General features: G+C 72.6%; 6 protein-coding genes. 5 read left to right on the forward strand and 1 reads right to left on the reverse strand.

Translation table 11 applies throughout. The features are described 5' to 3' along the window. Nucleotide 1 precedes the first annotated feature (1 nt). The 3 genes from ACZ4YL_RS20195 to ACZ4YL_RS20205 all read left to right on the forward strand — a co-directional run bounded on the left by ACZ4YL_RS20195 (nucleotide 2) and on the right by ACZ4YL_RS20205 (nucleotide 2560). Nucleotides 2–943 (forward strand): DMT family transporter, encoded by a 942-nt coding sequence (locus tag ACZ4YL_RS20195; protein ID WP_468118042.1) that lies wholly within the window; start codon nucleotides 2–4, stop codon nucleotides 941–943. A gap of 72 nt (nucleotides 944–1015) precedes the next feature. Continuing rightward, nucleotides 1016–1945: a ketopantoate reductase family protein gene (locus ACZ4YL_RS20200; protein WP_468118044.1), complete on the forward strand. Its 930-nt coding sequence runs from the start codon at nucleotides 1016–1018 to the stop codon at nucleotides 1943–1945. Between the two features lie 102 nt (nucleotides 1946–2047). Next, on the forward strand, nucleotides 2048–2560 hold the full coding sequence (locus tag ACZ4YL_RS20205; protein WP_468118045.1) for a hypothetical protein: 513 nt from the start codon (nucleotides 2048–2050) through the stop codon (nucleotides 2558–2560). Between the two features lie 35 nt (nucleotides 2561–2595). On the opposite strand, the gene ACZ4YL_RS20210 is transcribed toward ACZ4YL_RS20205, so the two are convergent. After that, entirely contained in the window at nucleotides 2596–2940 is a 345-nt protein-coding gene (locus ACZ4YL_RS20210) for a peptidase inhibitor family I36 protein (protein WP_468118047.1), read from the reverse strand. Between the two features lie 522 nt (nucleotides 2941–3462). Here ACZ4YL_RS20210 and ACZ4YL_RS20215 point away from each other — a divergent pair. Further along, on the forward strand, nucleotides 3463–4695 hold the full coding sequence (locus tag ACZ4YL_RS20215; protein WP_468118048.1) for an FAD-dependent oxidoreductase: 1233 nt from the start codon (nucleotides 3463–3465) through the stop codon (nucleotides 4693–4695). A gap of 129 nt (nucleotides 4696–4824) precedes the next feature. Then, nucleotides 4825–6048 carry a cytochrome P450 family protein gene (locus tag ACZ4YL_RS20220; RefSeq protein WP_468118050.1) on the forward strand — a complete coding sequence of 408 codons (1224 nt, stop codon included), beginning with the start codon at nucleotides 4825–4827 and terminating at the stop codon, nucleotides 6046–6048. Nucleotides 6049–6197 lie beyond the last annotated feature (149 nt).

Genomic DNA, 6197 nt, shown 5'->3' on the forward strand with positions numbered 1-6197 from the left:
CATGACGTTCCGCACGAGTTCGATCCCGCCCGGCGTCCTCACGGTCGGCGCCGTCACCTTCACGGTGTTCGCCTGGGCCTCCGCCTTCGTCTCCATCCGCAGCGCGGGGGCCGCGTACTCGCCCGGCGCCCTGGCCCTGGGCCGGCTGCTGGCCGCCTCGCTGGTGCTCGTGGTGCTGCTCCTGATCAGCCGCCAGGGCCTGCCGCCCCGCGAGGCCTGGCGCGGGATCCTGGTGTCCGGCGTGGTGTGGTTCTGCGGCTACACGATCGTCCTGAACTGGGGTGAACGACTGGTCGACGCGGGCACGGCGTCGCTGCTCGTGAACATCGGGCCCATCCTCATGGCGCTCCTCGCGGCCCGCCTCCTCGGCGAGGCCCTGCCCCCGCGGCTCCTGGTGGGTATGGCCGTCTCCTTCGCCGGAGCGGTGGTCGTGGGCCTGTCCATGTCGTCCGGGAACGGCGGCTCCACCTCGGTGCTCGGGGTCGTGCTCTGCCTGCTCGCGGCAGTGGCCTACGCATCCGGCGTCATCGCCCAGAAGCCCGCGCTCTCCTACGGCACTCCCCTGCAGGTCACCACCTTCGCCTGCCTGACGGGAACCGTGGCCTGCCTGCCCTTCGCGGGCCTGCTGTTCACGGAGCTGCCCGAGGCGCCGGTGTCCGCGACCCTGAACATGGTCTACCTGGGTGTGGTGCCGACCGCCCTCGCCTTCACCACCTGGACCTACGCCCTGGCGCGCATGCCCGCCGGAAAGCTGGGGGCGACCACGTACGCCGTCCCGGCCATCGTCGTACTGCTGAGCTGGGCCCTCCTGGGCGAGGTACCGGCCTGGCTGACCCTCCTCGGCGGGGCGCTGTGCCTGGCCGGTGTGGCCGTCTCCCGGTACGCGCCGCGCGCCCCGCGGACTCCCGCCGAGGACAGCCCGCTCGGTGCGGGCCGGACCTGACCCGTCCCTGCCCCCCTTCCCCTCCCTCTTGACCGCTCCCGCTACCGCACCTCCCACGAAAGGCACCCCTTCATGAGGATCCTCACGGTCGGCGCCGGCGCCGTCGGCGGCTTCTTCGGCGCCCGGCTCGCGACAGCGGGCCAGGACGTCTCCTTCCTGGTCCGGCCGGCCCGTGCGAGGGCCCTGGAGGCGCGCGGCCTGCGCGTGGCGGGTCAGGGAGAGGAGCTCCACCTCACGCCGAATCTGGTGACGGCCGGCGCCGTGGGCGGACCGTACGATCTGGTCCTGCTCTCGGTGAAGGCGACCGCCCTGCACACGGCCCTGGCGGACATCGAGCCCGCCGTCGGCCCGGACACCGCCGTCGTGCCTCTGCTCAACGGGGTCGCCCACCTCGACACGCTCGTCGCGCGCCTGGGGGCCGGAGCGGTCCTCGGCGGCGTCGCGAAGGTGGTCACCACCTTGAGCGACGGCGGCGACATCCTCCGCATGGCTCCGCCCGCGGTGATCCTGACCGGCGAGCTCGACGCACGCCCGTCGGCCCGGGCGGACTCGATCCGCGGCGTGCTGGCCGAGGCCGGCATCGACTCACCGGCGACCGAGGACATCGTCGCGGCCATGTGGCACAAGTGGGTCTTCATCTCCACTCTCGTCGCCCTGACCTGCCTGATGCGCGGCACGGTCGGAGAGGTGAACGCCGTTCCGGGCGGGGCCGCCCTGGCCGGGGCGCTGATCTCGGAGACCGCGGCGGTGGCGGAGGCCGCGGGCCATCCGGTGACCGAGGCGGAGCTCGCCTTCACCACGTCGACCGTCACGAGCCCCGGCTCCCCGCTCACCCCGTCCCTGTACCGCGACCTCGTCGCCGGAGCGCCGACGGAGGCCGACCACGTCCTGACCGACCTCACCCTGCGCGCCCGCGCGCTGGGGGTGGCCACTCCCCTGCTGGACCTCGCCGCCCTCCAGCTGCGCGTCCACGAACACCGCCTCGCCGCGGGACGCCCCTGAGGCCCTCCGAGGCCCCCGCCCTCACCCGGATGCCCGGCCCATTGGGCATCCGGGCCGCCCGGCCTTTGACTGGAGGTCCGGAGGTCCGGAACCCGTGGAGGCATGGTGACGGCGGTCGCGTGGATGCGTGGTGCGGCAGGTGCGGTGGTGCTGTCGGTGGTGGCGCTCGGCGCCACGGGCTGTTCGGACGGTGGCGGCACCCCGTCGGGCGCCGTGTCGAGCGCGGCGTCGGCGGTGAAGTCCGCCGGCGAGGCGGTCTCGTCGGCCGCGGCCGAGGCTTCGAAGGCCGCCGAATCGGCGGCTGCCGCCGCGAAGGGCAAGCTCGCCGAGGTGAAGGACGGGGTCGATGCCAAGGGCGAGGTGACCTTGGGCTCGGTGACCACCGACGGCGACGGATACACCACGGTCCCCGTGACCGCACGCAACACGGACGACGCGACGAAGTCCTTCGCGGTGCAGGTCGAGTTCAAGGACGAGAGCGGCAATCTCGTCGACACCGTGGTCGTGACGATCACGGACGTCGCCGGGAAGGGCACGGGGCAGGGAACGGCCCGCAGTACGCACAAACTGTCGGGCACGGTCTCGGCTCAGACCGGTACGGCCCTGCGCTACTGACCTCGGGCCGCACCCGGCCGCGCGCCCTTCCGGGCTCAGCAGTTGTTGCCCACCGCGTCGATCTTCGAGCCGAAGCGGCCGCTGTAGTTGCTCGCGTAGTCGCCGCTGTGGACCGGTCGGCACTCCTTCCCGGTCGCCCAGTCGATGAAGGCCCCGCTCCGGTTGGCCCGGAACGACCCCACGTGGTCCACGAACCGGCTGGGGAGGTCCACGTAGCCCCCACGCCAGACGTAGAGCTCCCCGGTACCGTCCTGGTACCGCCACAGACAGATCGCGTTGGCGGGGCACGCGGGCAGGGCCTGAGCGGGTGTGGTGGAGGTGAGCGAGACCAGCGCCACAGCGCCGGCGACCAACAGGGTGCGTAAGTGACGTGCCCTCATGAGGGTCCTCTCTTCGTACCGTTTGCCTCCCATCGTCCTCGTCCGGGCGCCGGCGCGTGCGGCAACGCCCCGATCCGCCGGGCCTCTTCACCACATCTCCCCGAGATGTGCCATCGCGGGGTGGCGACCTTCTACGTATGGCACGACGCACAGGCCGGGCAGCTGCGGTGCTCGACCGGCTCCGTGCCCCCGGACGCCCTGCCGTTCGGCGGTCTCTACGCGGCCTCCGACGATCTCGACACGATCGTCGCGGAGTTCCTGACCGATGAGAGCCCGGGCTTCGTCCTGTGGTCGGACCTGGAGGACCTGGAGAACCGGGCGGAACAGGCCGGGACCGAACCGGAGATCCCCTTGAGCGCCTGGGTCAGCGACGCAGGTGATGAGGCCGGCACGCGTTCCGCCGCCGGTGATCATTCTTCCCCCTGGGCGGCAACGGCTCCTCGCCGTTACCGCTGCCGGCGCTCTGGGTGCGGTATACGTCCTCTGAGGGTGACCCGATGCCGGCGAAGGGAAGTGGGTTGCGTGGAACGAACCACCTGCTGTGTGGTGGGAGGAGGGCCCGCCGGGATGGTGCTGGCCCTGTTGCTGGCCCGGGCCGGGGTGGAGGTGACCGTGCTGGAGAAGCACGGCGACTTCCTGCGCGACTTCCGCGGGGACACCGTACATCCGTCCACCCTGTCGCTGCTGGACGACATCGGCCTGGCGGAACGCTTCGCCCGGCTGCCGCAGCGACGGGTCAGCTCGCTGCAGCTGCCCATCGGGCCGGACCGGTCCCTCGTCACGATCGGGGACATCGGGGCGCTGCGGGGCAAGTACAACTACATCGCCATGGTGCCGCAGTGGGACCTGCTCGACCTGCTCGCCGACGAAGCGGGCCGGGAGTCCTCCTTCCACCTGCGCATGAACACCGAGGCGACGTCCTTCCTGATCGAGCGTGGCAGGGTCACGGGCGTGCGGTACCGGACCTCCGACGGCGGCACGGGCGAGCTCAGGGCCTCGCTGACCGTGGCCTGCGACGGACGCGGCTCGCTGGCCAGAGCGCTGCCCGAGCTGGGACTGGAGGACTTCCCGTGCCCCATGGACGCCTGGTGGTTCCGGGTTCCGCGCCGCGAGGAGGACCCCAGCGGTCTCGTCGGCGGCATCGGGGACCGGCTGTTCGTCGCCCTCATCGACCGCGGCGACTACTGGCAGTGTGCGGCGCTCATCCCCAAGGGGTCCGACGCCGGGCGCCGCACCGAGGGCCTGGAGTCGTTCATGGCGCAGTTCACCGAGGCCGTTCCCTGGCTGGCCGACCGGGCCCATGCCGTCACCTCCTGGGACGAGGTCAAACTGCTCGACGTACGGCTCGACCGGCTGCGCCGCTGGCACCGCCCGGGGCTGTTGTGCATCGGCGACGCCGCCCACGCCATGTCGCCGCTGTTCGGCATCGGCATCAACCTCGCCGTGCAGGACGCGGTGGCCGCGGCCCGCCACCTCGTGGGCCCGTTGCGCGACGGCACCGTAGGGCTCCGGGACGTACGCCGCGTGCAGTGCCGGCGCCTGCCCACCACTGTGGCGACCCAGGGGCTCCAGCGCCTCGCGCACGCCAAGGTCCTCGGGCCGCTGCTGGCCGGCCGTGACGCGTTCGCAGACCCTCGGCGGGCCAAGCGGCTGACCGAGCTCCTCACCGACTCACGCCGGCTGAACCGGCTGCCGGCCTACTTCCTCGCCTACGGGGCCCTGCGCGAGCGGCCCCCGAGGGAATCGCTCCGCTGACCTCACCTCGGCTCACCTCCGCCTCACCTCCGCCCCACCTCGCCGCCGGAGGCCGAAAAGTGACGTATCGGGATGGTCGGGCCGATAACCTCACTCGCACAGCGAGGACGACACGCTCCGGGAGGCCTCATGAGTGAGCAGCAGCCGACCCTTCTGCCCTACGCCGACCCCGCCTTCGTCGCGGATCCCTTCCCCCTGTACCAGCAGCTGCGCGAGGACGGCCCCGTGCGCCGCGTCGTCGTCGCGGGCGGCCTGGACGCCTGGCTCGTCACGCGCTACGAGGACGGACTCGCGGCCCTGTCCGACTCCCGCCTCAGCAGCGACGTACGCGATGCCTCGGACAGCCGGATCCTGCGGCAACTGCCCGAAACGGAACGCGATTCGATGCTGAGCAACATGCTCCGCAGCGACCCGCCCGACCACACCCGCCTGCGCCGCCTGGTCTCCAAGGCGTTCACCGCCCGCCGCGTGGCGGGGATGCGGCCACGGATCCAGGCCATCACCGACGGTCTGCTGGACGCGGTCGTCCCGGCCGGACGTGCCGACCTGGTCGCCGACTTCGCGCTTCCGCTCCCGGTCACGGTGATCAGCGAACTGCTCGGGGTCCCGGTGGACGAGCGCCGCGACTTCCAGCACTGGACCGACCAGATGCTCAGGCGGGGAGCGGAGCCGCCGGATCCCGCCATCGTGAACGAGGCGTGGCAGCACATGCGCGCCTACCTGACCGGGCTCATCCACGCCAAACGGGCACACCCCGGCGACGACCTGCTCAGCGGCCTCGTCACCGCCCGTGATGCCGAACAGCGGCTGAGCGAGGACGAGTTGATCGCCATGGTGTTCCTGCTGCTGGTCGCCGGCTACATCACCACGGTCAACCTGATCGGCACCGGCATCGCCACGCTGCTGGCCCACCCGGGCCAGCTCGACCTGCTGCGTTCCGACCCGGAGCTGCTGCCGGGTGCGATCGAGGAGTTCCTCCGCTACGACGGCCCGGTGAGCCCCGGCATCGCGCGGTTCGCGCGCGAGGACATGGAGATCGCCGGGGTGGCCGTCCCGCGCGGCGCGACCGTGCTCATCGGCTCGGCCGTCGCCGACCGCGACCCGAAGCGGTTCCCCGACCCCGACCGCCTGGACATCACCCGCCAGGACAACGCCCACCTCGCGTTCGGGCACGGCATCCACTACTGCCTGGGGGCTCCGCTGGCCCGGCTGGAGGGTCAGATCGCCATCGGCACGGTTCTGCGCCGGCTCCCCGGGCTCGCCCTCGCCACGGACCCGGACGGGATCCGCCGGCGCCCCGGCGGACTGCGCGGCCCGGAAAGCCTGCCGGTCACCTTCACCCCGGGCGGCTGAGGCCGGCGCCTCCTGGCCCGGATACCGTCGGCCTGCCCTTTGGTTCGGCCTAGTGGGGGGGGGGGGGGGGGGGGGGGGGGGGGGGAGGGAGGGGGGGGGGAGGGGGGAGGGGGGGGGGGTGGGGGGGGGGTGGGGGGAGCGAAGGAACG

This window comes from Streptomyces sp. NPDC030021 (assembly GCF_055574035.1).